Origin of the sequence: Dialister sp. CAG:357, assembly GCF_000435155.1 — a bacterium.
GTDB classification, from domain to species: Bacteria; Bacillota; Negativicutes; order Veillonellales; family Dialisteraceae; genus Dialister; species Dialister hominis.
In genome coordinates this window covers 1-26,562 of the sequence record NZ_FR896410.1, presented here as the reverse complement: position 1 = coordinate 26,562, position 26,562 = coordinate 1, and the positions used below count along the sequence as shown (strand labels likewise).

30 protein-coding genes and 1 other annotated feature are annotated in these 26,562 nt (G+C 41.4%); of the genes, 2 read left to right on the top strand and 28 right to left on the bottom strand.

Features of this window, described 5'->3' with window-relative positions:
* Positions 1 to 79: 79 nt before the first annotated feature.
* From coaBC to dapF, 6 genes are read right to left on the bottom strand one after another with little or no spacing between them, the layout of a single operon-like run.
* Entirely contained in the window at positions 80 to 1,279 is a 1,200-nt protein-coding gene (gene coaBC, locus M3200_RS03975) for a bifunctional phosphopantothenoylcysteine decarboxylase/phosphopantothenate--cysteine ligase CoaBC (protein WP_288178130.1), read from the bottom strand.
* 50 nt (positions 1,280 to 1,329) lie between these two features.
* The gene (gene rpoZ / locus M3200_RS03970; RefSeq protein WP_022382245.1) at positions 1,330 to 1,530 is read right to left on the bottom strand and encodes a DNA-directed RNA polymerase subunit omega; all 201 of its coding nucleotides are present in this window, start codon (positions 1,528 to 1,530) and stop codon (positions 1,330 to 1,332) included.
* On the bottom strand, positions 1,527 to 2,171 hold the full coding sequence (gene gmk, locus M3200_RS03965) for a guanylate kinase (RefSeq protein ID WP_370797269.1): 645 nt from the start codon (positions 2,169 to 2,171) through the stop codon (positions 1,527 to 1,529). The genes rpoZ and gmk overlap by 4 nt, the downstream gene beginning before the upstream one ends.
* Positions 2,172 to 2,176: 5 nt before the next feature.
* Positions 2,177 to 2,452, bottom strand: a complete 276-nt coding sequence (remA, locus tag M3200_RS03960) for an extracellular matrix/biofilm regulator RemA (RefSeq protein ID WP_022382243.1) — start codon at positions 2,450 to 2,452, stop codon at positions 2,177 to 2,179.
* An 11-nt stretch (positions 2,453 to 2,463) separates the two neighbouring features.
* Complete coding sequence (locus M3200_RS03955; protein WP_022382242.1) at positions 2,464 to 3,357, bottom strand: YicC/YloC family endoribonuclease; 894 nt, start codon at positions 3,355 to 3,357, stop codon at positions 2,464 to 2,466.
* Between the two features lie 39 nt (positions 3,358 to 3,396).
* A complete protein-coding gene (gene dapF / locus M3200_RS03950; protein ID WP_022382241.1) occupies positions 3,397 to 4,233 on the bottom strand; it encodes a diaminopimelate epimerase in 837 nt (278 codons plus the stop codon).
* Positions 4,234 to 4,536: 303 nt separating this feature from the next.
* Between dapF and M3200_RS03945 the strand changes: the two genes are divergently transcribed.
* Positions 4,537 to 6,255: an Rqc2 family fibronectin-binding protein gene (locus M3200_RS03945; RefSeq protein WP_022382240.1), complete on the top strand. Its 1,719-nt coding sequence runs from the start codon at positions 4,537 to 4,539 to the stop codon at positions 6,253 to 6,255.
* Positions 6,256 to 6,705: 450 nt separating this feature from the next.
* Entirely contained in the window at positions 6,706 to 9,141 is a 2,436-nt protein-coding gene (locus M3200_RS03940; protein WP_288178128.1) for a heavy metal translocating P-type ATPase, read from the top strand.
* Between the two features lie 64 nt (positions 9,142 to 9,205).
* Here M3200_RS03940 and dapA read toward each other — a convergent pair whose 3' ends face one another.
* The 22 genes from dapA to cobU form a co-directional block, all read right to left on the bottom strand.
* Positions 9,206 to 10,114, bottom strand: a complete 909-nt coding sequence (gene dapA, locus M3200_RS03935; RefSeq protein WP_022382238.1) for a 4-hydroxy-tetrahydrodipicolinate synthase — start codon at positions 10,112 to 10,114, stop codon at positions 9,206 to 9,208.
* A 55-nt stretch (positions 10,115 to 10,169) separates the two neighbouring features.
* Positions 10,170 to 11,207 carry an aspartate-semialdehyde dehydrogenase gene (locus M3200_RS03930; protein WP_022382237.1) on the bottom strand — a complete coding sequence of 346 codons (1,038 nt, stop codon included), beginning with the start codon at positions 11,205 to 11,207 and terminating at the stop codon, positions 10,170 to 10,172.
* A 13-nt stretch (positions 11,208 to 11,220) separates the two neighbouring features.
* A complete protein-coding gene (gene dapB, locus M3200_RS03925) occupies positions 11,221 to 12,012 on the bottom strand; it encodes a 4-hydroxy-tetrahydrodipicolinate reductase (RefSeq protein WP_022382236.1) in 792 nt (263 codons plus the stop codon).
* A 280-nt stretch (positions 12,013 to 12,292) separates the two neighbouring features.
* Entirely contained in the window at positions 12,293 to 12,577 is a 285-nt protein-coding gene (gene rpmA, locus M3200_RS03920; protein ID WP_022105722.1) for a 50S ribosomal protein L27, read from the bottom strand.
* 5 nt (positions 12,578 to 12,582) lie between these two features.
* Complete coding sequence (locus M3200_RS03915; protein WP_370797271.1) at positions 12,583 to 12,894, bottom strand: ribosomal-processing cysteine protease Prp; 312 nt, start codon at positions 12,892 to 12,894, stop codon at positions 12,583 to 12,585.
* A gap of 15 nt (positions 12,895 to 12,909) precedes the next feature.
* A complete protein-coding gene (gene rplU / locus M3200_RS03910; RefSeq protein ID WP_022382234.1) occupies positions 12,910 to 13,218 on the bottom strand; it encodes a 50S ribosomal protein L21 in 309 nt (102 codons plus the stop codon).
* Positions 13,219 to 13,228: 10 nt separating this feature from the next.
* Positions 13,229 to 13,304, bottom strand: a sequence feature (ribosomal protein L21 leader region).
* A gap of 90 nt (positions 13,305 to 13,394) precedes the next feature.
* Positions 13,395 to 14,267 (bottom strand): NAD(+)/NADH kinase, encoded by an 873-nt coding sequence (locus M3200_RS03905; protein ID WP_022382233.1) that lies wholly within the window; start codon positions 14,265 to 14,267, stop codon positions 13,395 to 13,397.
* Positions 14,264 to 15,094, bottom strand: a complete 831-nt coding sequence (locus M3200_RS03900) for a TlyA family RNA methyltransferase (RefSeq protein ID WP_022382232.1) — start codon at positions 15,092 to 15,094, stop codon at positions 14,264 to 14,266. The genes M3200_RS03905 and M3200_RS03900 overlap by 4 nt, the downstream gene beginning before the upstream one ends.
* Positions 15,095 to 15,115: 21 nt before the next feature.
* Positions 15,116 to 15,985, bottom strand: a complete 870-nt coding sequence (locus tag M3200_RS03895; protein WP_022382231.1) for a polyprenyl synthetase family protein — start codon at positions 15,983 to 15,985, stop codon at positions 15,116 to 15,118.
* A gap of 123 nt (positions 15,986 to 16,108) precedes the next feature.
* Positions 16,109 to 17,056: a tRNA (adenosine(37)-N6)-threonylcarbamoyltransferase complex transferase subunit TsaD gene (locus tag M3200_RS03890; RefSeq protein WP_022382230.1), complete on the bottom strand. Its 948-nt coding sequence runs from the start codon at positions 17,054 to 17,056 to the stop codon at positions 16,109 to 16,111.
* The gene (nusB, locus tag M3200_RS03885) at positions 17,056 to 17,445 is read right to left on the bottom strand and encodes a transcription antitermination factor NusB (protein WP_022382229.1); all 390 of its coding nucleotides are present in this window, start codon (positions 17,443 to 17,445) and stop codon (positions 17,056 to 17,058) included. Before nusB ends, M3200_RS03890 begins: the two co-directional genes overlap by 1 nt.
* 11 nt (positions 17,446 to 17,456) lie before the next feature.
* On the bottom strand, positions 17,457 to 17,804 hold the full coding sequence (locus M3200_RS03880; protein WP_022382228.1) for a hypothetical protein: 348 nt from the start codon (positions 17,802 to 17,804) through the stop codon (positions 17,457 to 17,459).
* Between the two features lies 1 nt (position 17,805).
* Positions 17,806 to 18,165, bottom strand: coding sequence for an Asp23/Gls24 family envelope stress response protein (locus tag M3200_RS03875; protein WP_022382227.1), 360 nt, complete (start codon positions 18,163 to 18,165; stop codon positions 17,806 to 17,808).
* A 15-nt stretch (positions 18,166 to 18,180) separates the two neighbouring features.
* Positions 18,181 to 18,741: an elongation factor P gene (gene efp, locus M3200_RS03870; RefSeq protein ID WP_022382226.1), complete on the bottom strand. Its 561-nt coding sequence runs from the start codon at positions 18,739 to 18,741 to the stop codon at positions 18,181 to 18,183.
* A 15-nt stretch (positions 18,742 to 18,756) separates the two neighbouring features.
* Positions 18,757 to 19,812, bottom strand: a complete 1,056-nt coding sequence (locus tag M3200_RS03865; protein WP_022382225.1) for a M24 family metallopeptidase — start codon at positions 19,810 to 19,812, stop codon at positions 18,757 to 18,759.
* Positions 19,813 to 19,928: 116 nt separating this feature from the next.
* The gene (gene cobC, locus M3200_RS03860) at positions 19,929 to 20,540 is read right to left on the bottom strand and encodes an alpha-ribazole phosphatase (RefSeq protein ID WP_022382224.1); all 612 of its coding nucleotides are present in this window, start codon (positions 20,538 to 20,540) and stop codon (positions 19,929 to 19,931) included.
* A complete protein-coding gene (locus M3200_RS03855) occupies positions 20,537 to 21,616 on the bottom strand; it encodes a pyridoxal phosphate-dependent aminotransferase (RefSeq protein ID WP_022382223.1) in 1,080 nt (359 codons plus the stop codon). The genes cobC and M3200_RS03855 overlap by 4 nt, the downstream gene beginning before the upstream one ends.
* Positions 21,597 to 22,430 carry a GHMP family kinase ATP-binding protein gene (locus M3200_RS03850; protein ID WP_287537358.1) on the bottom strand — a complete coding sequence of 278 codons (834 nt, stop codon included), beginning with the start codon at positions 22,428 to 22,430 and terminating at the stop codon, positions 21,597 to 21,599. The genes M3200_RS03855 and M3200_RS03850 overlap by 20 nt, the downstream gene beginning before the upstream one ends.
* Before the next feature lie 41 nt (positions 22,431 to 22,471).
* On the bottom strand, positions 22,472 to 23,227 hold the full coding sequence (locus M3200_RS03845) for an adenosylcobinamide-GDP ribazoletransferase (protein ID WP_022382221.1): 756 nt from the start codon (positions 23,225 to 23,227) through the stop codon (positions 22,472 to 22,474).
* Positions 23,228 to 23,233: 6 nt separating this feature from the next.
* Positions 23,234 to 24,187, bottom strand: a complete 954-nt coding sequence (gene cbiB / locus M3200_RS03840; protein ID WP_288178129.1) for an adenosylcobinamide-phosphate synthase CbiB — start codon at positions 24,185 to 24,187, stop codon at positions 23,234 to 23,236.
* A gap of 24 nt (positions 24,188 to 24,211) precedes the next feature.
* Positions 24,212 to 25,741: a cobyric acid synthase gene (locus M3200_RS03835; RefSeq protein WP_022382219.1), complete on the bottom strand. Its 1,530-nt coding sequence runs from the start codon at positions 25,739 to 25,741 to the stop codon at positions 24,212 to 24,214.
* Positions 25,738 to 26,331: a bifunctional adenosylcobinamide kinase/adenosylcobinamide-phosphate guanylyltransferase gene (gene cobU, locus M3200_RS03830; protein ID WP_022382218.1), complete on the bottom strand. Its 594-nt coding sequence runs from the start codon at positions 26,329 to 26,331 to the stop codon at positions 25,738 to 25,740. The genes M3200_RS03835 and cobU overlap by 4 nt, the downstream gene beginning before the upstream one ends.
* Positions 26,332 to 26,562: the final 231 nt, after the last annotated feature.

Below are 26,562 nucleotides of genomic sequence, written 5' to 3'. Positions count from 1 at the left end.
ATAGATTAAAAATAACAATTAGATAACATAATCAAAAGAGACCCTCACTTTTAGAAGGAGAGTCTCTTTATTTTAACTGTCAATTTATGCCTTCGGCAATTTTCTCGATAATAATATGTCCCAAATCATCTTTGGTCATTTTCGGATATTGCTCAATATGACCATCTTTATAGATAAGAGCTGCTATATTGGTTGAAACATTGAATCCTGCGCCTTGCTGTGCAACATCATTCGCCACAAGGAGATTCAGGTTTTTCTTTGCTAATTTAGCTTTACCGTATTCGATGACATCCCTGGTTTCAGCCGCAAACCCTACCAGGAACTGGTGTGTCTTTTTCTGGCCTAATCCGTAGAGTATATCCGGGTTCTCTGTGAGTTCTATATTGAGATGATCATGCTGTTCTTTCTTTATTTTATTTTCGGCCCGCACGGCTGGACGATAATCAGATACAGCTGCAGCCATGACAAGTGCATCACAATCGTCATACTGAGCATTAACTGCCTTTTCCAGTTCCCTGGCATCATGAACGTAAATCATATGAACACCGACTGGTTCAGGAAGCGCATGTGTACAACTTACAAGAGTAACATCTGCATCTTCCAGTGCGGCAGCTCTGGCAATGGAATATCCCATTTTACCGCTTGAGCGGTTGCTTATGTACCGGACGGGATCGATATCTTCCTGAGTTCCGCCGGCAGAAACCACAATTTTCTTCCCCTTCAGCAAATGCTTGCTGTAGAGTGCCTTGTAAATGTGCTCCATGATCACATTCAGCTGCGGGAAACGGCCTTTACCCGTAACATTGCATGCCAAATGGCCGGATTCCGGTTCAACGAAAATATATCCTAAAGATTCCAGTTTGCGTATATTAGCCTGGACAATGGGATTCTCATACATATTAGTATTCATTGAAGGAACAAATACTACTTTTGCCTTCGTTGCCATAATCGTAGTAGACAGCATGTCATCAGCGATCCCATTGGCTACTTTTCCAATGATATCAGCCGTTGCAGGCGCAATCACAAATACATCTGCAAGACGGGCAAGAGCAATGTGCTCAACATCCCATTTATTAATATTTGCGAACATATCAACAGTAACATCATTGCCGGAAAGTTCTCCAAAGGTAATCGGAGTAACCAGCTTAGCTGCATGTTCTGTCAAAATACAATGAACATCAGCTCCATTCTGTCTGAGCTGACTTACAAGCCCTGCTGTTTTATAGGCAGCTATGCCGCCGCAAACACCAACAACTATGTGCTTATCTTTAAACATTATTAGCCCTTCCGTCAAAATTCAGGAATAGAAGTGTTACCACCCTGCTTGTATTATTTCCCGAATGAATAGGTAATCTTTGAATTGTAGATTTCTTCCAATGCTATCGTAACAGTTTTTTTATCAGCTGCATTTGGAATCAATGCAGGCTGTCCGTCGGTAAGTTCTCTGGCTCTCTGAGCCGCCAGAGTTACCAATGTATATTTGGAATCTACTTTCTTAATAAGACTGTCGATTGAAGGATAACACATCATTTTAAAGGTACCTCCTTATTGATATATTGTTTGAAAATTGTTTCAATCTGCCCCTCATTATGGCTGAGTTTGCATTTCTCTGCCTCCAGAATAGCAGATGTCTTATGAACTGCGTCCTCTAAAATATCATTAACAACAATATAATCATACTGATGAGCCATTGCAAGCTCGCTTGTTATTTGAGCCAGACGCTTTTGAATCACTTCTTCAGAATCTGTTCCTCTGTTATGGAGACGTCCTGATAAAACATTCAGCGAAGGTGGAACAATATAGATAAATACTCCGGTAGGATAACGCTTTTTTACCTGCATCGCGCCCTGGATATCAATTTCAAGAAGTACAGACTGTCCTTTATCGATTAAATCCAAAACATACTTTTTGGGAGTACCATAGTAATTATCATACACTTTTGCATACTCCAAAAAGGCGTCTTCTTTGATCAGTTGTTCAAACTGTTCCTTGGTTCTGAAGAAATAACTTTCTCCCTCGACTTCACATTTTCTGGGCTCCCTGGTAGTCATTGATACAGAGTAATGCAAATCTGGATACAACTCACGAATTGCACTGCAGATGGTCCCCTTCCCTGCACCGCTGGGACCTGAAACCACAAGCAATATACCCTTATCGGTTTTTCCTGACATGTCCATCAATTATCATCCATTCCTTCACTGATCGCCGTATCTTTATTCATAAGTCTGTGCGAAATCGTTTCTGGCTGTACAGCTGATAAAATAATCTGACCGCTGTCCATAATTAAAACAGCACGTGTTTTTCTTCCATAGGTTGCATCTATTAATTCGCCCTTATCTCTTGAATCCTGAATCATTCTTTTGACCGGAGCAGATTCAGGGCTGATGATTGCCATTACACGTGCAGCTGCTGCCATATTACCAAATCCAATATTAATTAAAGAAAAACTCACTTTTAACTCTCCTATTCAATATTTTGTACTTGTTCTCGAATTTTTTCCAATTCTGTCTTAATCATTATAACACAGTCAATGATATCATTGTCATTCGTTTTTGAACCCATCGTATTGACTTCCCGGTTAATTTCCTGCAGGAGAAAGTCAAGCTTTTTGCCAACAGGCTTAGTTTCATTAAGTATTTTCTGGAACTGATCCAAGTGGCTGGAGAATCTGACAACTTCCTCTGTGTAATCGGTTTTATCAGCGAAGATAGCAACCTCTTCCAAAATCCGTCTTTCATCAATTTCCTTATTCTGGTCATCAAAGATTTTCTCTATCCTGCTCCTTAAGCGGGTTTCATAACTCTTAATGACATCGTTTTGTCTTGCCACCAGATAATCATGCTTCCCGCGCAGCCAGTCGATCCTTGACGTCAGATCTTCCTTCAGGTTGCATCCTTCTGTTTCTCTCATACTGACCAGTTCCTGGACAGCTTTTGCTATAGATTCTTTGAAAAGGGAAGAAACTTCATCATCTGAAATTTCCTTTTTCTCCGCTTTAAGCCACTCATCCTTAAACAGCAAGACATCAGATAAATCAAGAGGTCTCTTCAACAGCTTTTTATTGTGCGCAACTTTCGATAACACCTTGATATAATTTCCAAGGGCATCCTCATCCACATGAATCAAATTTCCATCAGGGGTTTCAATTTCCTTAATGGAAACATAGACATTAAACTTGCCACGTGAAGCATTCTCTTTGATAACTTGTCGTGAGATGTTCTCCAGATTATTTTGATTCGAATAATCGCTTCTGAAATTAATTTCAAGAAAACGGCTGTTTACAGACTTTATTTCCGTAACAATTAGAAGATTATCACTTTTAGCAGTACCTGTGCCAAAGCCGGTCATACTTCTCATAATACAATCTTCCTCCTATGCTCCACTAAACAGCCCGTATTAAAGGCTGATATCCCCTTCAAATACTTTGACTGCCGGTCCCGTCATATACACATGATCCTTGCTGCTGCCTGCCCAGTCAATGTGGAGACTGCCTCCATCAAGATCTACGTCGGCGCTCTTATCGGCAAAACCATTCAAAATAGCTGCTACGACAGCTGCACAAGTCCCCGTTCCGCATGCCAGGGTAATCCCGGTGCCTCTTTCCCAAACCCGCATTCTGAAGTGATTCCCGGAAAGTTTTTGAGCGAATTCCACATTGGTTTTATTTGGAAAATGTGCATCAATCTCTAATTGATGACCTTCTCCAGGAAGGTCAATCGCATTTACATCATCAACAAAGATAACACAGTGCGGATTGCCCATAGATACGCAGCTAACCTGATAATGTTTGCCTGTCCCGCCATTAATCAACGGCTTATCTACAACAGTCCCATCCCCAAAACCGAGAACAGGAATTTCCTTCGCTGATAAGTGCGGTACGCCCATATCAACGCGGACATTTCCATCATCTAATAATTCAGGGTATAAGATACCTGCTCCGGTTTCTACAGATATTTTCTTTTCATTGACCAAGCCCAGTTCGAAAGCCCATTTTGCAAATGCCCGTATGCCATTTCCGCACATTTCTGCTTCCGAACCATCGCTGTTAAATATGCGCATCTTTAAATCAGCGGCTTCTGAAGGTAGAATAAAAATAACACCATCAGCACCAACTCCGTAATGACGGTCACATATCAATTTGGCCTGATCAGAAATCGATTTTATATCAGGATTTTCAGCAGCGTTGATAAACACAAAATCGTTTCCACAAGCCTGCCATTTGGTAAAATGCATAGTGTGCCCTCCAAATATATAGTAACTGGATATTCTTGAAATATTTTCAACCAGTTTTGGTGCTCATTTAAAATTGTACCATTATCAGCGAAATATTATCAAGGTTAAAATCCCTGTTGATTGACTGATAACTCGATATTTCTCTTATTTTGGCCTGTTTTGAAGATGCCTGGGAGAATTTCTCGAAAATTGGATATTAACATACAAGAAATTATGGATGACTGATGAATTTCAATGCCAGTTCTCCATCCATGATATACTTGTTCTAACGACTCATTACGATTGACATAGAGGAGGAAAATTATGCAAATCGATAGTAGTACTCTTTATCTATATGTGAAAGAATTGAATAAACTTTTAATTTCCTCACAAATACGTCAGATTCATCAGATAGATCAGAAAATATTCGACCTGGAACTATTTCGTCCAAATAGTTCTCCCCTGCATTTGATCATTAATCTTCATACCCCGCCTATATTTTATATTTCATCTAAGAATCGGCACCCGCAGTACATCGCATCACAAACATTCTGCATGACCCTTAGAAAGTATCTTGAGGGCGCCAGAATTTCATCCATCCGGCAGCTGGATATGGACAGGCTGGTTGCCATATCGGCAGATCGGATTGAAACAGCCGGAGAAATTATTACAAGGACGTTGTATCTTGAATTAATTCCATCAACGCCAAATCTAATCTTGTCTGAAAATGATATTCTGATCGATGCCTGTTCAAAAGGGAAAAAATTAAACCGCCGGATCATTCCAGGGGAAAAATATACTCCGCCAGAAAATTCAAACAGATTAAATTTCATGGATTTTTCTGAAACAGAATTAATCAATATTCTGACATATTCACAAAATACTGCCGTTTCTCTGAAAGAATGGATCTTTTCATCATTCAATGGCTTTTCAAGGCCGCTTCTTGATGAACTGCTTTACCGTTCAGGGCTGACAGAATCAACATTGACTTCCAGTTTGAGCGAAGAGGATATAAGAAAATTGGCATGTGAGCTGATTTCGATTATTTCAGAACTGAAAGAATCGGACACCCTGCATGTATATCGTGTGAATGGAAAGCCTCTTGTATCCCCCATTCTTCTCACATCTTTGAACGGGCCTCATGAGGATAAAGATATTGTATTGTGGATGGAATCTTATATGCTGGAAAGCAACAGTACGATTGCTTCCACCTCACAGGAATGCAGAAAACTCCTGAATTCACTGATAAAGAAAGAAACACGTAAAAAAGAGAAAATTTCTTCTGAATTAGAGGAAACCAATCTTACCGAAACGTATAAATTATGGGGAAACCTGCTGTCTATTCATTCCAATGAAAAAGTAAATGGCAGAAAATCTCTGACCGTGCCGAATCTTTTTAGCGATCCTGTTTCTGATGTAGACATCCCTCTCGACCCGCAGCTGTCAATCAATCAGAACAGCCAGATCTATTTCAAGAAATACGCTAAAATGAAAACAAGATTCAAGATAGGTATGGAAAAAGTAAGTGAATGTGAAAAGCGATTGGAATACCTCCAGGAATTGAAATACTTCCTGGAAGAAGCTAAAACGAAGGATGATATTTTATCTGTTCAGAAGGAATTGAATATATTCTCGGGCAAAAGGAATCTGCATAAGGAACTCTCCAAGAAGAAAGCTTCAGTCAATGAAGATCATTTTACACAGCTGACTATAGATGGTTTCAAAGTACTCATTGGCCGCAACAACACACAGAATGATTCGCTTACCTTCCATAAGGCGGCAAAAACCGATTTATGGTTCCATGTAAAGGATCTGCCTGGATCCCATGTTGTTCTAGTCACCAATGGAGAAACAGTCCCTGAGGATACTATCAATAAAACAGCCTCCATTGCAGCATTCTACAGCAAGGGAAAAGACTCAGGCAAAACAGCTGTCGATTATACATACATTAAGTATGTAAAAAGAATGCCTAACAGTACACCGGGCCATGTCATATTTACGCACCATAAGACAATCATGGCAGAGCCTAAGGAATTTAAATAAAAGCTGATATTTTCAGCCCCGGAAGCGCAGGATTTGTCCTGCGCTTTTTTATTTCCCCCACCACATGCAATTTCCAATTTCCGGCATGGCAACTTGAAATTTTAAAGTATTTCCCTCAGAAATTTTTAACTGAATTCGTTGAATGCTAGAATGAGTTTAAAGAAATATACGGAGGTGTCAAAAGTGAACGATACTGAGAATAAAGAAAAAAATAGTCTTGAATTCCCATCAAAAAATAATCACTTGCCTAATGCTGATAAAGATTCCAAAGATTTGCCGCATGGCAAAATGCATATTCACTCTGCTGAAGAAATGCGCCCTTACATTGAGGATGCGGAAAGCGTTAAAAGAAGCTCTTCAGATATAGTAAAAGATGAGAGGCGTATTTTTGGACATTTCCATAACAGCAGCCTGCCAGCGGATGCCCATAATCCCAAAGGCATCTCTTCTATGACAAATGAAGAGTGCGATTACTGCGGCAAAGAGCTGGATCAATGTCATTGCGATCTTTTAGACAAGAATCTTTCCAAGCTGGAATACCACTTGAATGGATTGGATTGTATGGAATGTGCAGCCATTATCGAAGGGAAAATACGGCAGCTTCCCTTGATCCTTTATGCAGCCGTTTGTTTTAGAGATAAGGATCTCTACCTGATTGCAAAGGCACCTGAAGATATCATTTACCCGCAGTTAGAGAAAGTATGTGCAAGTGTAGATGAAAATATTAAAATCATGAGACACTCAAATCCTGGTAAAACATCTTATAAGACCAAGACGTACGAAATGCCCACATTAGATTGTGCTGCATGTGCTCTCAAATTGGAGAAATTAATCAATAAACAGCCTGATGTTATTTCGGCTTCTATCTCTTACGCAACCAAGACGCTTAAATTGACAGCGGAAGATCCGGACTCCCTGATTCCTGAATTAACAGAAAAATGCAACGAAATCGAATCTCCTACAGTGATTCAAAAGCCGCATGCCAAGCTTGAGGAGAATAGTTCCCATGGAATCCTTGACTGGATCAAGCAGGATAAAGTACAGCTTGGAATAGGCGGAATCATTTTCGGAGCAGGCATGATCCTGAATTACAACCTGATCAATCTTCCTGTACCTCAGGGAATCATTGACATTCTGTTTGTTATTTCTTACATCATTCTTGGCGGTGAAGTACTGCTTAATGCGGTAAAAAATATCATGCACGGAGAATTTTTCGATGAAACATTTTTGATGTCGATAGCAACTTTGGGCGCCTTCGCCATTCATGAGTTCCCTGAAGCAGTAGGTGTTATGTTCTTCTACCGCATTGGCGAATACTTCATGGATCTTGCTACCGATCAAAGCCGTGAACAGATTATGGAAGCAGTCGATTTAAGACCGCAGATGGTAAACTTGATTTCTTCTGAGAATAATGTAACGGAGATTCCTGCTGAGGATGCCAAAGTCGGAGATTATCTCCTGATCCGCCCGGGCGACCGTATACCGCTCGACGGCATCGTAGTCAAGGGAGACTCCCAGATTGATACGTCTGCCATTACCGGGGAATCTGTTCCAGTCACGGTTCATGTGGGAGATTCATTGGATTCAGGCTGCATAAACATGACTGAAACCGTCGTTTTGAAAGTAGAAAAGATACTGTCAGAATCCATGGTAAGCAAGATCCTGAATTCCGTTGAAAATGCAGTCGCCAATAAGCCTAAACTGGATAAATTCATAACCAGGTTCTCCAAGGTTTACACCCCTATCGTCGTTGTCATTGCATTAATAACAGCGGTTGTTTTCCCGTTATTATTCAATCATCCCTGGTACCCGTACATTTATACAGCCCTGACATTCCTTGTTATCAGCTGCCCGTGCGCGATTGTAATATCCATTCCACTTTCCTTCTTCTCAGGAATAGGTGCTGCTTCAAGAGAAGGCATCCTTTTTAAAGGCGGCACGAGTATCGAAAGCCTTTCTACAGCCAAAGTTGCTGCACTGGACAAAACAGGCACAGTAACAGAAGGATCCTTTAAAGTCAGAAAAGTATTAACTGTACCTGATATTTCCAGAAATGAATTGCTGTCATTAGCTGCAAGTGCAGAATCATATTCTACACACCCGATAGCCCGCTCCATCGTAACTGCAACCGATCTAGACGAAAACCCGCTTGATCAGGTTGATTCCATACAGGAAATCAGCGGATCGGGAATCATCGCATCTATCAAAGGTGATAAAGTCTATGTCGGGAATCATCTTTTACTGGAAACATCCGGAATTGATATTCCGTCAAAATTTAGTACTTTAGAAACCGCAGGGCCGGAAATCTTTATTGCAAAGAACAATAAGTTCTTAGGCAGGATCGTTGTATCTGATGAGCTAAAAGAAGATGCAAAAGAAGGCATCAGGGAACTTAAGGACTTAGGAATTACCCCGGTCATGCTGACTGGCGACAACAAGGAAGCCTCCCAGTTTATGGCAGATAAGGCAGGAATTTCTGAAGTATATGCACAGCTCAAACCGACTGATAAATTCGAAATCATGAAAACGCTTCGTGCAAAATTCGGGCCGGTTTTATATGTCGGTGACGGGATCAATGATGCCCCGGTCCTTGCAGGATCCGATGTAGGTGCGGCTATGGGCAGTGGTTCTGATTCTGCAATAGAAGCTGCCGATCTCGTGTTCCTTAATTCGTCTGTAGAAGCGATTCCAAAATCAGTCAAGATTGCCAGAAAAGTACTGCGTACAGCAAAAGAAAATATTACCTTTGCTATTCTGGTTAAAGTGCTTGTACTTGTAATGGGCCTTCTGGGATATGCAAATATGTGGTTTGCGGTATTTGCAGATACCGGTGTAACAATCATCTGTGTCCTTTACTCCATCCGTCTTCTCAAGATTAAATTCTAAAAATAAAAGAGGCTGTGGCAAAATGTGTAATCATTTTGCCACAGCCTCTTTTATTTCAATTTACTCAGCAGGAGATTCCATAATCGTTGAGCATTTCTCTGACATGTTCACGTTCACTGTCAGATGGTTCTGCAATCGGAAGTCTGAAATGTCCGCCAGGAAGTCCGATGAGATTAACTGCAGTTTTTACCGGAATCGGACTAGCGATAAAGAACATTCCTTTCATAATCGGATACATCTTAATATGAAGCTGCAGTGCATCCTGTAAACGTCCTTCTTCAAAAGCTTTAACCATCGCAAGGAGGTCGTCCCCAATAACATGGCTTGCCACGGAAATAACGCCTACCCCGCCTCCAGCAAGAATGGGAAGCGTAAAGGAATCATCCCCGCTGTAAATCATGAAATCATCCGGAAGCAGTGTCTTTTCCTTTGTAACCTGATCCCAGTTGCCGGCTGCATCTTTAATACCAACAACATTCGGGCATTCATCAACAATTCTCTTGATTGTTTCAGGAAGGATGGATACACCGGTGCGTCCGGGAACATTATAAATGATAATCGGAAGATCAACAGATTTGGCAATAGCAGCAAAATGTTCATACATTCCCTGCTGATTGGGTTTTACATAGAACGGAACAATGACAAGGCCGCTGTCGATACCTGTTTCTACAGCCTTCTTTGCAAAAGCGATGGATTCCGTAGTGCTGATTCCGCCAAGATTGCCCATGACAGGAACCTTTTTGCCGGAAGCATTGCGGCCTACTGCATTGACAACTGCAGCGTACAGTTTAAGCTTTTCATCGGCAGTCATGGTAGCCCCTTCACCGGTGGTACCACCAACCAGAATTCCTTCGGAGCCATGTTCTACCAAGTGTTTTGCAAGTGTCACGGCACCTTCATAATCGACTTCACCATCAGCGGTAAATGGTGTGATCATTGCAGTTATAACACGCCCAAATTTTGCATTAGCCATTTTTTACTCCTTAGTTTTAATATCCTTTTAGTCAAAAGACACACTTAAAGCAATTTTATTTAATAATATCATGTTCAATCATATATTCAGCAATCTGAAGAGTATTTAATGCAGCACCCTTACGGATCTGATCGCCAGATACCCATAAGTTTATGCCATTTGGTGATACAAGGTCTTTTCTGATACGGCCGACAGCTACATCTGTTTTATCAGAGGTATCAAGCGGCATCGGATATTTCATGTTCTCGACATCATCGACCAGTTCCGCGCCAGGGAAGTTCTTGATTGCTTCCTTAACAGCATCGACAGATAAAACATCTTCTGTCTCAATATAAATTGATTCTGCATGGCTTCTTACAACTGGTACCCGGACGGCAGTAGGAGTAATTCCGATAGAATCGTCATGAAGAATTTTATGTGTCTCATTGACCAACTTCATCTCTTCCTTGGTGTAGTCATTATCAAGGAAAATATCGATCTGCGGAATTACGTTATAAGCAATCTGATAATGGATTGGAAGGCTGGCAGAAGGAAGAATGGTTGGTTCATAGTGTTCTCCTTTAGCAATAGCAGCCGTTTCGTTATATAACTCGTCTATACCTTCCTTGCCAGCACCGGAAACTGCCTGGTATGTGCTGACAACAATGCGCTTAATGCGGGACAGGTCGTGAATCGGTTTCAGTGCCATAAGCATGATAATCGTTGAGCAGTTCGGGTTTGCTATGATTCCCTTATTCCAAAGTATGTCTTCCGGGTTTATTTCCGGAATTACCAGAGGAACTTCGGGATCCATTCTGAATGAGGAAGAATTATCGATAACCACTGCACCTCTTTTTACAGCTTCAGGTGCCAAAACCTTGCTGATGTTTCCCCCGGCAAAAAGTGCAATGTCAACATCTTCAAAAGACTCCGGCTTTGCTTCTTCCACAACGTACTCTTTACCACAGACAGAAATCTTTTTCCCTGCAGAACGTGCCGATGCCAATAATTTTAGAGAGCTGAATTTGAAATTTCTTTCTTCAAAAAGACGGATAAATTCCTGTCCGACAGCACCAGTGGCTCCTAAGACTGCGATTCTTGGATAGCGATTCATAAAATGCACCTCATTATTCTAAATAATTTTCAAGCCCGTAAACAAAACCATCTGTAGTCATGACCTTTCTGCAAGCCATCATAACTCCAGGCATAAAAGACTTTCTGTCTAATGAATCGTGTCTCAAGGTCAGAAGTTCCCCATATCCTCCAAAAAGAACCTCCTGATGAGCAACATATCCCGGAAGGCGGACAGAATGAATCGTAACACCTTTATACTTGCCGCCTCTTGCTCCGGGCAGGCTTTCCTTCGTTAAATCTTCTTCAGGTTCTTCAACCCTTGCATCTGCAATTTTTTCTGCAGTCAGTTTTGCCGTCCCTGATGGCGCATCATATTTTTTATTATGATGCAGTTCAATGATTTCCACGTTGGGCATATATTTTGCCACTTCTGCAGATAATTTCATCAGCAGAACTGCCCCTAAGGAAAAATTAGGAGCGACCAGACCATTTGCATGATGCCTGTCAGCAATATCAGAAAGGATGTCCCTCTGTTCAGCGGTCAGGCCTGTAGTCCCGATAATGATATTGACACCATTTTCCAGCACAAACTTTGCGTTATCAAATATAACCTTAGGGCTGGTAAAATCGACTACAACATCCGGTTTATTAACTGCAAATGCCTCTTGAAGCGAGGAAACAATTGTAATTCCGTTTGCTCCCGTACCAACAATTTCGCCTAAATCATGTCCTGCTGTGCCTGGATCAACTGCACCGCATACATCAAGGTCATCTTCGCCCAGAATAGAACGAACGACTTCGCTTCCCATTCTGCCACTTGCTCCATTTACCAATACATGAATCATTAAGATTCCCTCCTTCAGATAACCCATTGACTTATGCACAAGCATTTAATGCCTTTTGGGGATAGTCTTATAACATTGATTGAAACTATCGTAGTATAAAAATCAAAAAGCGTCAATATCCTATTTCAATTATTTAAGTGACTCCTATAGTAATCTGGCTAAGGCAGATCAGATCGTTATCCAGTCCTATAGACTGAATAAATTTCATATGCACAAAAAAGGATTCCTGATAAAATATCAGAAATCCTTTTTATTTAGGAATGAAATATCATTCCAGATTTTATTCACCTACAGGATAAACACTTACCTGTCTCTTGTCTCTGCCAAGACGTTCGAATGCAACTCTGCCTTCTGCAACTGCAAACAGAGTATCATCCTTGCCGATCTTAACATTCAGACCCGGATGCAGATGTGTGCCTCTCTGTCTTACGATGATATTGCCTGGTTTAGCAATCTGACCAGCATGCATCTTTGTTCCCAGACGCTGTGCGTTGGAATCGCGGCCGTTCTTTGTGCTGGATACACCTTTTTTATGAGCGAATAACTGAAGATCAAATAATAACATAGAATTCACCCCTCTTTACTTTCCAGTTTTAGTTTGTCGGGATACATAGTTTGAATGATTTCCAAACCATGCTGCAAAGTCTTCATCAGTGCCTGCGTCTCATTATCCCTGTATGAAACGAGGGATACATTTAAGAACCCGCTCTCTGAATGAAAACTTCCCTCTTTATGAAGTACATCTTGAAGTCCAGATGCAATTGTCAGTGTTATAGATGAGATAGCTGCGCAGACAAGATCGTATTCACTATCGTCTGTATATCCATCGGCATGGCCTGATACATCAAACTTGTGATAGAACCCATCTGTGTCCAAATACATCCTTGCTGTAACCAATTAGCCCTCGATTTTCTTAATCTGAACTTTTGTAAATGGCTGACGATGACCCTGACGACGACGATAGTTGGATTTAGCTTTATACTTGAAAATGCGGATCTTTGCTTCTTTGCCCTGTTCAAGAACAACGCCAACAACCTTAGCACCTTCAACGTTTGGCTTGCCAATCTTTACGTCTTCACCGGATACCAGAAGAACGTCATCAAATGTTACTTCGTCGCCCTGTTCAGCGATCAGTTTTTCAACACTGATTACTTTTCCTTCTTCAACCTGATACTGTTTTCCACCTGTTTTGATAATTGCGTACATATGTGCACCTCCCTCTACTATACTCGCCGATTCAGGTAGCTGTCCTGCAGCATTTTAATACCCTTCTCGTGCGGTTGCGTCATGGCACCTAGTACAATGACTTTACTATTATACCTTCTGTCTTCATGAAAGTCAAAGACTTTTTCATTTCAAAGACAAATTTCAAAGACAAATTTTCAATTGCACATTTTCCGTATGAGTTTTTTCGTAATACTGCTGAAAAATTCCTGCCCTTCAAATCTGACAAAACGGATAGGCTTGGAAATTCCGCGGACACGAAGTATATCAGAATGCAGGAAATCAAATGACATAGTACCATCAAGTGAAAGCTGGAGCGTATTTTCTCTTTCAGGAACCGTAATTTTTACTATATCGGTATCATTCAAGACCATGGAATATCTTTGCAAAGTATGTGCACAGATCGGTACTACTGTCATTCTGGTATCCGAAGGTCCCAGCACCGGTCCCCCGCAGGACAATGAATAACCGGTCGTACCAGTCGGCGAAGATACAATCAATCCATCGGATGCGTATTCCTGAATGAAATGATCATTAATTGAAAGCTGTACCCTGACCAGCTGTCCTATTTTATTATGGCCGATAACAACATCGTTTAAAACGTCTGGCAGTATCTCTTTCTCTCCATTTGCATGCTCTATTTCAGAATGCAGGAAAAGTCTGGATTCCTTCAGGTACTCTCCTTCAAAAATAAGTTTAATCCTTTCCTTCATATCATCGGTAGTGATGCTGTTTAAGAAGCCCAGATCTCCCAGGTGGATGCCTGCTATCAAAGTATCATAATCAGAAAAAGTTCTTGCGGCGCCAAGAAAAGATCCGTCACCACCGACAGAGAGAATGCAGTCCGCATGCGCAAGCTCTTCAATAGATACATAGGACTCGCCAAGGTCAAGGCCTAAGTTTTCTATTTTTTGTTTCATCGAAACCAAAAATTTATATGGAGTCCCTAAATCATCTAATATAGAAATCAATCGCTGAAGAACCAGATTGATTCCTTCTTTTTCAAGATTCGGAAAAATGCCAAATATCATACTTGCCCCTTTAAAAGATTATTATGTGCTTCTTCCACAACAGCATTAATATCTTCATCATTAATAAGAACTTGCGGAATACTGCTTCGAAGGTACGTCAGGAACTCAATATTCCCCGATCCGCCCTTAATGGGCGAATAAGTCAGTCCCCAGCAGAAATATCCGGATTCTTCAAATGTTTTTAATGTGTCACGAATAACTTCTTTGTGGACTTCGGGATCTCTTACAATACCACCCTTGCCAACTTTCTCCCGGCCTGCCTCAAACTGAGGCTTTATAAGAGCAGCAATGGATCCGTCAGGTTTCAGAATGGATTTAACAGCTGGAATAATCTTTGTCACTGATATGAAAGAAATATCTGTACATACAAAATCAACGGGTTCCCCTAACGTTTCCAGGGTCACAAGTTTAATATTTGTTTTCTCCATATTAATGACTCTCTGATCTGTTCGAAGTTTCCAGTCGAGCTGATTGGTTCCAACATCAATAGCATATACCTTTACCGCGCCATTTTGCAAGGCGCAGTCAGTAAAGCCTCCCGTAGAGGCTCCGATATCAGCCACAACTTTGCCATTCAGGTCAATTTTGAAGAATTTCAGTGCTTTCTCGAGTTTGTATCCGCCTCTGCCCACATATGGCATTATATGCCCTTTTATCCTGATTTCAGCATCCGAAGGAACTTTTGTCCCCGCTTTATCAACAGGCACATTATTGACCAAAATTATGCCTTCCATAATATGCCGTTTTGCATTTTCCCGGCTGTTAAAGAAGCCCTGCTCCACTAAGAGAACATCCAGTCTCTCTTTTTTTACCTTTGGATTCGCCACTGCTGCTCCTCCCGTTTCTAATTAATTCGCTCTGGCTAAAACATAATCCGCAAGATCGTTTAACCGCTCAAACGACGATCCCAGTTTTGATATGGCAGCCTTGGCCCTTCTATTTTCAGCATTTGCCAATTCCTGGGCTTTTCCTTCTCCCAGAATTGTAACATATGTAGACTTTAAGCTCTTTTCATCCTGCCCTGGCAGCTTGCCCATTTCCTTTAAACTTCCATGTACATCCAGAAGGTCATCTGTAATCTGAAAGAGCAGGCCTAAATGAACTGCGAACTCATGCAAGGATTTTTGCATCTCTTCATCGCATTTTGCAATTAAGGCTGCCATGTCGATAGGTGCACAGATCAGGCATCCTGTCTTTAATGAATCCATCTTCCTTAATTCGGGAAGACTGCTGGAGTGGCCTTCAGAAATGATATCAAGCGCCTGCCCACCGACCATTCCGTCCGGACCTGCAGCTTTTGCTAAAATTGAGATCAGATGGCATCTCGTATCAGGAGAAATATTTTCCTGATTGGATATCAATTCAAAAGCATATGTCAGAAGACCGTCACCTGCCATAGTTGCCATACCCGGACCAAAAATTTTATGATTTGTCAGTTTTCCCCTGCGATAATCATCATTATCCATGGCAGGAAGGTCATCATGGATAAGGGAATATGTATGGATACATTCTATAGCACAGGCAACCTTCATATAGGACCTTGCCTCTAAGCCGAATATTTCTAGAAGCATCAGGAACAAAGCAGGCCTTAAGCGCTTTCCTCCTGCAAGGAGACTGTAATTCATGGACTTATACAATTCTGAACCATTATCAGCAAGCAGATTCGCCAGCTCCTTGTCAATGTCCGCTTTCTTTTCGTTTAATAAGCTGCCAATCATTTAAATCCCCCTTTGCCATACCCCATATTTTATAATCAAATTTAAACAAATCAGAAAAACAGCATCTATTATAGACAGGTGTCATTTAGTTCAAATGGCCTACAATATTAAACCATCTGATGATCAATATTGGGAAGAATAATTCATAAATGCGCCGAACGCGTTGCCTGAAGCATTATCACTGCTGTACTTGAGCGATGCAAAATAGGGTTTTAACATTTTTTCTCTGCAAATATCATTAACCAGGCCTTTTAAATAGAGATTTGACATGACACCGCCAATAGATACGAAAGGGGTCCCCTTTTCAAAAGGATAATTCAGGAGTTCTTTTTCCAAAGAATCACCAATATGACATAAAAGCCCTTTTGCTATATCCGCCTTATTATATTGATTACCCTCAATATCATGCAGGCATTGATTTTCCTGACCCGAAAAACTAAAAGCATTCAGAATTTTAGTCATAGGCAAAACATAATTCTTGTCTTTTCCTTCCATGGCAAGTATTTCCAAATGCTTCCCCGCGGGAAACGGCAGCCCCAGAGCAACTCCGATCCGGTCGATCAGCTGCCCGGCGGTAATATCTCTTGTCGTGATAAGCTCTTGTATTTCAATCTTGTTTTGTTTCCAGGCACAACGCAGTACATCCTGAGTACCACCAGAAAGATGCATCAAATAAAAATCTTTTCCCCATAACTCGGGTGCCTCCCTGATTGCAGAAAGAGCATGATTTTCTTGATGACTGAATTGATACATCGGGATATGAACTGCCGCGGATAGTGATTCTGCCAATCCTTTTCCAACAAGAAAAGCGGGCATAAATGAATCTGCCCGCCTCCTTGGGAATGAAGAAACTCCGATGGCAGATACATCTCCTAAGGATGGAGATATTCTCTGCATCAATACCGGTAAATTTCTAACATGCTGATAGACCATATTGGACTGAGACAGTCTACGGCCTCCCATCTTAACTTTAAGGATAATTCTCTCTTCACAAATCAAGCCTTTTTCTGAATCATAAACAGCAAGCGAGGTAGTATAACAACTTGTGTCAATACCAAGAAACTTACTCATTATTTCTCCTTCAATGCCTGATCCAGCAAGCCGTTAATGAAACGGTAAGAATTTTCACCACCATAGATCTTGGCAAGTTCAACAGCCTGATTGATAATCATGTTCCGTTTATCCGGTGCGCCGACTTTAAGGTATTCAGCAATTGCCGTTCTAAGAATATTCTTATCGACTACATTTAACTGCTTCATTGACCAATTGATGAGATGGCTTTCAATCATGTGATCAATCAATTCAGAATGACTCTGGTATTCTTCGACCACTGCTAAAGCGTACTCCATATCAGCTTCGGATAAATCAGAAGTTTCACCACTGATATTTTCACTTTCGGGATTCAGTTCTTTAGAATACAAAACTTTCAAAGCATACTCTATTGCATCTTTATTGCCCATTGCAACCTCTTTCAATCAACTATTTCAGTGATAGTAATATCAATTCCATAAATCATTTCCTCCGTGCAGGAGGCTAAGACATCTTTCACAGCAGCCTGTATACGTTGAGCGGTTTGATTGACTTTACAGCCTGAATGCAGAGATAAGGAGATAGCAACTTCTATTCCCTTTTTGCCATTTCTCCGGATCAACAAGCCCTTATGGCCTTTAAGACCGAAGGCCTGGCCGATTCCCTGCATCAAATAGGAAAATCCCTCAGCAGTGAAAGCGGCAACTTCAGGAAATGAAAGTACTTTCTCTTCGATTCTTCTATAAACCTCTTCTTCAGGAACAATAGAAACAGAATCTTCTTCTGACATTTTATCGCTCCTTATCAAACACAACCTTTTGAACGTTAACGTTGACCGCAGTTACTCTAATCCCGGCAGAATCCAATATTTCTTCCTTAACAATTTCTTGAAGATTAAGAGCAATAGCAGGAATCCGGTCTCCATGATAAACAGCAACGTATAAATCAACCACTATACTCTTATTATCAATGGAAACACGAATTCCACGAGTTTCTTCATCATTGATGACAGATGAAATTGCATGAGAAAAACGATCATCCATCGCATAAATTCCCTTAACATGCAGCGTAGCCGCCTGTGCAATACTGGCGATGACCTGATCTGAAATTCTAATCGTGCCTAACGAATTCTTTATCTCTGCAGTTTCCATGTTAGTCTAAACAACTCACTTTACACGTTCGATATATGCGCCTGTACGTGTATCAATACGGAGCATTTCACCTTCGTTGATAAAGAGCGGTACAGAAACAATATATCCTGTTTCCATTTTTGCCGGCTTGGAACCGCCGGTTGCTGTATCGCCGCGGATGCCTGGTTCTGTTTCAACGACCTTGAGTTCAACAGAGTTCGGAATATCGACGCCGATGATGCTGCCGTTGAAGAACATGACAGTGCATTCCATTTCTTCTTTAAGGAAGTTGATCTTGTCGCCCAGCTGATCTTTGTTCAGCATAATCTGTTCATATGTTTCGGTATCCATGAAGCAGTAGGAACCGTCAGCTTCATATAAATACTGCATCGGCTTGCGTTCTACCTGAGCATTCTGCAGTTTGATGCCGGCATTAAATTTACGTTCAACAACAGATCCTGTCTGCAGATTTTTCAATTTGGCACGAACGAATGCAGCACCCTTGCCTGGTTTTACATGCTGGAATTCCACACACTGCCAAACCATTCCGTCAAGTTCTACTGTTATGCCTGGACGAAGATCATTACTAGAAATCATTTACTTTTCCTCCTACTAAACCCTTAAAAATTTTTTGGGGAATTTCGTTAAAACTGAAATTCCATCTTTTTCTATTGTGACCGTATCTTCGATACGAACTCCACCTACTCCCGGGATATAAACTCCGGGTTCTACCGTTTCAGTCATTCCGACCATTAAAACGGAATGGTCACGCGGTGCCAGAACCGGCGCCTCATGAATCTCAAGCCCTACGCTGTGACCAAGCGCATGAGTGAAATAACTATCCAAAGAGAATTTTTTCAGGTATTCTCTGGCCAAGTGATCCACATCAGAAGCAGTCTCGCCTGCCTTAAGCAGGCCTTCTATATACTCAACACATCCCAGCACTTTATCATACATGAATTGCTGCTGGTCGGAAATTTCTCCAACGGCAACGGTTCTTGTGATGTCGGAATGATATCCTTTATATATAGCGCCAAAGTCAAAGGTAATGAGATCCCCTGACTCAATCACTTTATCTGTTGCTGTACCGTGCGGATACGCTCCTCTATAGCCAGAAGCAACAATCGTATCAAATGATTTCCCTTCAGAGCCTTCCAGCAGCATGGAACTTTCCAAAACAGCCATCAGCTCCCGCTCCGTAACTCCGGGCTTGATATATGGAATCGTCTTCTTGAATCCTTCATCCGAAATCCGGCAGGCTTCTGCAATGCACTTAAGTTCTTCCTGTGTTTTTATCTGTCTGATATTGTCCAATGCGCAGACTTTGAATTCTACATTATCCATCACAGCAGAAAAGCTCAGATAGGCACTGTATGAAAACGGAGATTCAACGCCTATACGCTTGACCTTGTGCTTCTGAGCGAGCTCAGCAATAACACTCGGTAATTTCCCTGCATGATTTATAACTTCAAATCCAACCGCTTCCTGTTTTGCTTGTTCTGTATATCTGCTGTCAGTAAGAAGATAATCGGCATCTTTAGTCAGAAATAAAAAGCTGTCTGATCCCGTAAATCTGGAAATATAATAACAGTTTTCATTTTTTTGAACGAAAACTGCATCCAGACCGCTATCCTTCATAAAATCAGAGATTCTATCTTTTAATAACATGCATAATCACTCTTTTCCATTACCCTCTAATAATACCGTATCAAGAACTTTTTGTCCATGAAAATTCAAGGAATTGGAAACAGGCATAAGACGGGACTCAGCGCAGCATACTATTATCATTCCTTCAAATGGCTGACGCCATTGAGTGAGTCCAATACATTCAAGCCATTGTTGAAACACTTGATAACGGATATGCTCGCATTATCTAAAGAAAGATTCCATGCTCTGGCTATCGGGATATCTATGAAGGAGCATATAATCATTCGAAGCACTACACCATGGCAGACTACAGCATAAGTCTTATTACCACCTGACGAAATGAGTTTCTTTATACATGCGGCAGCACGCTTTCTGCATTCCTCGAAAGATTCACCATTAGGAAATTTGAATGTTTCAGTCTGCGTGAACATCTTCTCCATGGATCCGGGCCAGCACTTTTCTATTTCCTTAAAGTTTTTTCCTTCCCATTCTCCAAAATCAAGCTCATGAAGGGTCTCTTCAATTATCAGGGGGAGATCATGGGATACGGCAACGCCTTGTCCTGTTCTGACAGCTCTTTTTAAGGGGCTTGAAATTACAGCGTCCAGCTTGATATCTCTGAAATAATCCTCAATTTTATCGGCCTGAAGGATTCCCTTCTCGCTGAGCTCTACATCGGCGATTCCCTGATAGCGTCCCTTTTTGTTCCACAAAGTTTCACCATGACGGATCAGATAAATAGTTATCATTTAGCAAGCACCTCATGTAATGCATTAATGAGCTTATTATTTTCAATATCAGAACGCACTGCTACCCGGAAAAATGAATCATCCAATCCTTCATAATTTCCGCATTTCCGGATAATGATTCCGTAGTGAATCAGTTTTGCCTGAAGAGCTTTGGCATCCATTCCTTTAACAAGCAGCTCGCAAAGAACAAAATTTACCGTTCCCGGATACACCTTGATCTCGGGAAATTCTTTCAGTCTTTCAACCAGTTTTGCTCTTTGCATCAGGCAGAATGAAATGGATTCTTCTATATACTCATTATCTTTGACCGCATGCACCATGTACAGCTGAGCTAATCCGTTGACATTCCAGGGAACGAGATTCTGATTGACCTGATCACGAATGGCCTGCGGAAGAAAAGCGCAGCCTATACGCAGCCCGGGAACTGCATAAAATTTAGTCAGCGAAGTAACTATAATAACATTTGAATGCGTCTCACTCAGATTGCGGTAGGAATATTCATCTCCCACAAAATCAATAAACGATTCATCTATCACAAGGAAGCTGGACGCAGCATCAGCAATCTCTATAAGATCCGAAAGATCCCTGGAGTCCAGCAGCAAGCCGTCGGGATTATTAGGATTCCCTACGTATATCAAAGAATTCTGCTGGATATTATTTTTTACTTCTTCCATGAAAGCTTTGAAGGATGCAGCCGGTTCACTCATGAGGCTCAAGACTTTTGCCCCGGCTGCTTCTGCAGACAGCCTGTACTCGCTGAATGAAGGAGCAGGTATCAAAACCAGATCCGGATTGATGATTCTCAGGATGGCATACATCAGCTCAGTGGCGCCATTTCCAACCACGATATTAGTTTCATTGACATGGTAACGTTCTGATAAGGCTTTGATGAGATCTCTGCATTTGACATCCGGATATCGCAAAGTTTCCTTCTCCCAGCCTGCGGTTAAGGCAGCTTTTCCTTTAGGGGATAGCCCCAGAGGATTTATATTGATGCTGAAATCCAGAAATTTATCTCTTTCCTCATCTGAAAATCCATAAATATCTCCGCCATGTCTACTCTTTGTCGAACTCATTCGCATCGCACTTTCTATCTATGATTCCTTGATTAATAATTTCCACAGAATCTAAATATGAAAAATCCTTTCCCATATATTCATTTATACTCTGCTTCATATTTTCAATATCACCATCGGCTGAAACAATCAGTCCTAAAACGGTTCCGCTATGCGCACAGATAATTCCCTTTCCTCCCACCTGCATCCCAACTTTATAGAAACGGTTGAGTTGTTTCTTATATAAGATCTTCTGGTTTGCAAAAGCGCTGATGGAGGATGCTCTTCCTATTTCATCAATAGAACCGTTCTGAATCCCCTTCCTGAAAAGGTTAAGGGCTATTTTGATATACTTTTCGTTTTCCTTCTGAAGATCGACCAGATCCGCTCTGGTATTAAAATCGACTGTATCTATCTCTCCGCCGCAGTCATAAATTAATATTTTAAGAGGCGGGCAGTCACCGATCTGCTGAATGAGTGTGCCGCCGCGATGATCAAATCGTACTATCCCGTTGAAGAAAGTGGCGTCACTTGGTTCTATGGAAAGTGCAATATCTGCTATTTCATGCGCTGTCAGCCTTTTCCCGCAGGAAAGCGCAACAGCCTGAGCGACTGCGCTGATATCGGCAGTGCTTGATGCCATTCCTTTTCCAGGCAGAATATTAGATTTCAGTCTTATTGGAATATCACGGTCTTCCTCGCCCAGATAATTCAGCGTTTTCTTTACAGCAAGAGCTGCCTTCTTCGGTAAACGATCTCCCGGACCGTCGAATTGGCTCATTGCGTAAGAATATCTGTTAATCGGACAAGTCACCATAAACGATATTCCATCCATATATCCCTGAATAAATTCTCCGCAGGATCCCGGAGAACTGACTATATATGCCATAAGTCCCCTCTAATCAAAAGAACCCCCAGGAGCGCTATGCCTGCTTCTGTTATTTCTGTAACAAAACCGTACGTGTCTCCCGTAGTTCCGTCAATTTTTTTGACAACCCAGTTATTTAAGCCAAGGCCAATAATGATGGATATCCCCATAAGGAATAAATAGCTGAACCCAAAATAAAGCGCAGGCAGCATGGCGAAGAAAATTGCCCAAAGCAGCGTGTACTTTGAGTGATAAGCGGCAAAAGCCTTCCCCATACCATATGGTCTGGCATAATTATAATTGCAAATGCTTATAACCAGGTTCAGCCTCCCCAAAGTTGGCATGGCAATAAGGAGCATCAGCATTGCCTGAGTATTATCCACATACCCTAAGCATAGTGTTGTCAAAAAAACATAAATCAAAATCGACAGCATGCCAAAAGAGCCTGTGAGACTATCTTTCATAATCTCCAGACTTCTTTCCTTTGACCTCCCGGAAAAAAGCCCGTCAGATGCGTCCATAAGCCCGTCTGTCAGCGTACCGCCGGAAATAAAAATTTCTCCAATCACCAGGAGGAATCCCGTTAATATGGGGGTATCCAAAGGCTTCGTAATCTGAAAAATCAGAACAAGAAAAAGCCCTATAATCCATCCAATCACAGGAAACCACATGACACTTTTACCGAATTCCTCATCTTTCCAGATTGCTTTGGAAGACAAATGAATCCGTGTTAAAAACTGGAGTCCTACAAGAAAAGAATTCATTGTAAATCACCATGTGAAGAAAATAACAATTGACTCGAATATAACAAAGATCGCTGTTGCCAGGTACATCATTATAATAGATTTCTTGATATGAAACGCCTTAAGTTCTACCTTGGGGTCCCCCATGTACTCTCTAAATTCGGCAACTCCGTGATAGTAGTTATATCCGCCCAGTCTTACATTCAGAGCTCCTGCCATCGGCGCCTCCGCATATCCTCCGTTAGGACTAGGATGTTTGCGGGCATCACGCCTGGTTATAGCGACAGCATTTTTCCAATCCAGCCTTAAAATATAAGCACTTGCTGCAAAAAGCAAAAATGTTATTCTTGCAGGAATATAATTCAGAATATCATCCAGTCTGGCGGCAATACGGCCAAAATAAAGATATCTGTCGTCTTTGTACCCAAGCATGGAATCCATGGTGTTTCCAGCGCGGTACAAAGCAGCGCCAACAGGGCCGAAAAGCATGAAATAAAACAGAGGCGATATAATTCCGTCAGTTGTATTCTCGGCAATAGTCTCTACTGTCCCTCTTACGATATCAGCTTCCGACAGGTTATCTGTATCTCTGCCAACAATCCAGCTGAGTCTTGCCCGTACCTTAACCAGATCACCGTCTCTCAAAAGATGGTAAATCTCCATTCCATCGCGTGCAAGGGCTCTGGGCGTAATAGTGACATAGAGAATCAACGCACTCAGCGAAAAATAGAGAAGAATTCCGCCTTTGTGTCCCAGGTACACGAAAAATGATGTGATCAGGCCAGCAGTCAAAAGAACAAGACATACTGTCAATAAGCCCCTCAACATTAAATCTTTCGGGAGAGCCGGCTTCTTGGGATACAGTTTGTTTTCAATATAAGAAATTAAGTTTCCTATGAGCACAACAGGGTGAAAATTAGATCTCGGATCCCCGTAGACTGTATCAATAATGCATGCTGTGATCGGAATCACAGCATACATTAAAGAATAATAAAAATCACTCACTTATTCATTCCTCAGGATTTCATAAACAGTATCCATATCAAAATACTTCCTGACTGAGTCCGCCAAACGGTCATACTCAGATTCTTTATACTCTCTATAGCGGAATTGAATCAGAAGTTCACTTAATCCTTTTCTCTTGCGCAAAGCATTGATAATGGCACGTCTCAATTCATCATTATCGAAAACGCCATGGCAGTATGTCCCGAATACATTATGTTTTTCGTTGATATAGCCATCATTCACGTCAACATCCTTGCTGCTGCGGCTGATAATGTGGAATAAAGTCTGGGCAGGTTTATTGAGTGTAGTTTCGCCCATATGTATTTCGTATCCCTTTAAATCACTGCCCTTAAACTGCATATCGAGGAATGGCAGATCGTCACAATCAAAATGAACCTGATATGTGTTCTTTACCCCCTGCATAACTGTCGTATACGGCAGCAGTCCCAAACCATCGACTTCATCATTCTGGCTTTCTACATGATCCGGATCGCTGACTTTTTCACCAAGCATCTGGTAACCGCCGCAAACGCCGATTACCGGAGTTCCCTGTTCTGCCAGCTCGCAGATTTCCTTTGCATAGCCTTCCCTCTTCAAATAGAGGAGGTCTTCTGTAGTATTTTTGCTTCCCGGAATGATGATCAAGTCAGGATTTCCAAGCAAATCTCCCTTTTGTACAAAGCGTACATTGACATCCGGTTCGTGATTCAAAGCGTCGAAATCTGTGAAGTTGGAAATCTTAGGAGTCTGGATTACTGCAATATGGATATCCCTCATCACGTGATCATCCGGGATTTCCTGCAGGGAAACGGAGTCCTCATCATCAATGCCAAGTTTGTTCAAATAAGGAATAACGCCTAAAACAGGTATTCCTGTACGTTCCTTCAAAAAGGTCAAAGCGGGTTCGAGAAGTTTGATATCTCCTCTGAACTTGTTGATGACAAGACCCTTAACGAGAGCCCGTTCGTCTTCATCAAGCAGTTCCAGTGTACCGACAATAGATGCCAAAGCACCGCCGCGGTCGATATCTGCTATCAAAAATACCGGAGCATTGCATTCTTTAGCAACTCTCATGTTTACGATGTCATTTTTCTTCAGGTTCACTTCTGCCGGGCTGCCTGCGCCTTCTATGACCATAACATCATAGTGGGATTCCATATATTCTATGCTTTCTTTTACGGATGCCCAGGCTTTCTGGCTATACTGGTTCTGGTATTCGGATGCAGAATAATTGCCTCTGGATGTGCCAAGAATAATGACCTGCGAGCAGGAATTGCCAGTAGGTTTCAGAAGGACAGGATTCATCTGCACAATCGGTTCCGCACCTGCAGCCTCAGCCTGTGCCACCGTTGATCTTCCTATTTCCCCACCGGAAGGAGTGACATAGGAATTTAATGCCATATTCTGTGCTTTAAAAGGTGCCGTTTTGTATCCATCCTGAGCCAGGATTCTGCAAAATGCCGTAGTCAAAATACTTTTGCCTACATGTGAACTGGTTCCCTGAAACATTAATTTCTTTGCTTTTTTCATGACAGCTCCAATCCTCTGCTTTTGAGCTCAACAGTAATTCCTGCAATCGAAAGGTATACCTCATCCGCTTTTTTGGCAATATACTGATTTGCCAGGCCGACAAGATCCCTGTATACTCTTCCCATTGCATTAGCCGGGACAATCCCCATTCCGAGTTCGTCTGAAACAAAAATAATCTCCCGGTCAGAAACTAAAGATATTTCGTTAAACATTCGATCCAGATCATTTTGCAATAAACTCTGAAGCTTCTCCAAATCCGAAACACCCAAAACCTCAGCATCTATATTACTGATATGATCCATCAATAAATTGCTTACGTACATTGTAATGCAGTCAAATAATATTGTATCTGTTTCATTTAATACAGTGCCTATCTGATTCCCTGCTGTATGCATGATTTCGTAAGTCTTCCAATCAGACGGCCGTCTTTCCTTATGAAGCAGGACCCTGTATTTCATTTCTTCATCTAAAATCTGACTCGTTGCTATGTATCCCTTTCTTTTCCCTGTAAAATGATACATCAGCTTTTCGGCAAATTCACTTTTTCCGCTGCGGGCGCCTCCTAAAACTAGAAAGATCTTATTCCCCATGAATGTAATTCACCTCTTCCGGATTTGATATATTTTAAAATTATTTTTAATATTTATATAATAACATATGTCAAATTCTATCGCCAATAAATAGCTTTTTATCGATTGTTGTCTATAAATATAGGAATTCATTGAATTTTAAGCCTGTCATGTCTTCATGTTTCTGAATTGATAAATCAATAGATAAAAGCACATAATGGGAGTGTAAAATAGTTTGTGTAAATCGGTATT